The 1,622-nt window shown below is 71.1% G+C and carries 1 protein-coding gene; it reads left to right on the top strand.

Features of this window, described 5'->3' with window-relative positions:
* Window positions 1-1,609, top strand: a 1,609-nt coding sequence (locus IT40_RS26375; RefSeq protein ID WP_036761473.1) for a GMC family oxidoreductase, incomplete at its 5' end; no start/stop codon positions are given.
* Window positions 1,610-1,622: the final 13 nt, after the last annotated feature.

The following is a 1,622-nucleotide window of genomic DNA, read 5'->3' as shown; positions in this document are numbered from 1 at the left end:
CGACTACATCGTGATTGGCTCTGGTTCGTCTGGGAGCGTGGTTGCGAGCCGCCTGTCGGAGGATGGTCGCAACCAGGTTCTGCTGCTGGAGGCTGGGGGCCATGCCGACCGCTTCTGGGTGCATGCGCCGGCCGGGATGGGGCGGCTGTTCCTGGAAAAGGCGATCAACTGGGCCTATTTCACCGAGCCGGGCGCCGAGATCAACGGCCGCAGCATCTACTGGCCGCGCGGCAAGACCGAAGGCGGCACCGGCGCCGTCAACGGCATGGTCTACATGCGCGGCCACCCGCTGGACTTCGACCGCTGGGCCGCGCTGGGCGCCGAGGGCTGGGGCTGGGACGAGGTGCTGCCCTATTTCATCAAGTCCGAATCGAACAGCCGCGGCGCCAGCGCGTTCCACGGCGGCGACGGCCCGCTGCGGGTCAGCGACCCGCGCCAGAAGCACCCCACGATCGAGGACTACCTGCGCGCCGCCGAGAATGCCGGCGTCCCGCGCGTCGGCGACCTGAACGCCCCGCCCCATGAGGGCGCGGATTTCCACCAGCACACCATCCGCGACGGCCGGCGCGAGACCAGCTACACCGCCTTCGTCAAGCCGGTCCTGCACCGGCGCAACCTGACCGTGATGCGCAAGACCCGCGTGCTGCGCATCCTGGTCGAGCGGGGCGAGGCGACCGGCGTCGAGATCCTGCAGGGCGACCGGCGCCATGTGATCCGCGCCCGGCGCGAGATCGTGGTCTCGGCCGGGTCGCTGAATTCGCCGCATCTGCTGATGCTGTCGGGGATCGGCGAGGGGCGGATGCTGGCGGCGCAGGGCATCGCGGTCGCGCGCGACCTGCCGGGCGTGGGCCGGAACCTGCAGGACCACTGGTTCGGCCCGATGATCTGGGAGGTGACGCGGGGCAGTTCCTACAACGACGCCCTGCGCGGGCTGGGGAAATACGTCGAGGGGGTCAAATACCTGCTGGCGCGGCGCGGGCTGCTGGCCCTGTCGGTCTCGGCCTCGGCGGTGTTCGCGCGCAGCTCGGACGCGCTGGCGCAGCCGGACCTGCAGATGGTGCTGCGGCCGGTGTCCTACACCTTCCATCCCAAGGGGGCGGTGATGGTGGACGGCTTTCCCGGCGTCAGCGCCGGGGTGGTGCTGCTCAACCCCGGCTCGCGCGGGCATGTGTCGCTGAGATCGCCCGACCCTCTGGCGGCGCCGGCCTTCCAGCCGAACTACCTTTCCGACCCCGACGACGGGCGGCGCACGGTCCTGGGCCTGCGGCGGATGCGCGAGATCATGTCCCGCGACCCGGTGGCGGCCCGCGTGGTGGCCGAGCGGCTGCCGGGGCCGGCGGTGCAGGAGGACGAGGCGCTGCTCGAGCACATCAGGGCCCACGGCAATTGCGGCTGGCACCAGGTCGGCACCTGCCGGATGGGGCGCGACGCGCTGTCGGTGGTGGATCCGCGGCTGCGGGTGCATGGCATCGGGCGGCTGCGTGTGGCGGACGGCTCGGTCATGCCCACGATCACCTCGGGCAATACCAACGCGCCCTGCATCATGATCGGGGAAAAGGCGGCGGACATGATCCGGCAGGACGCCCTGCCGCGCCGCGACGCAAGCTGAACATCGGGAGGGA

This window comes from Paracoccus versutus (assembly GCF_000763885.1).
In the GTDB taxonomy this organism is placed as follows: Bacteria; Pseudomonadota; Alphaproteobacteria; order Rhodobacterales; family Rhodobacteraceae; genus Paracoccus; species Paracoccus versutus.
This window is presented reverse-complemented; position numbering and strand designations above follow the sequence as displayed.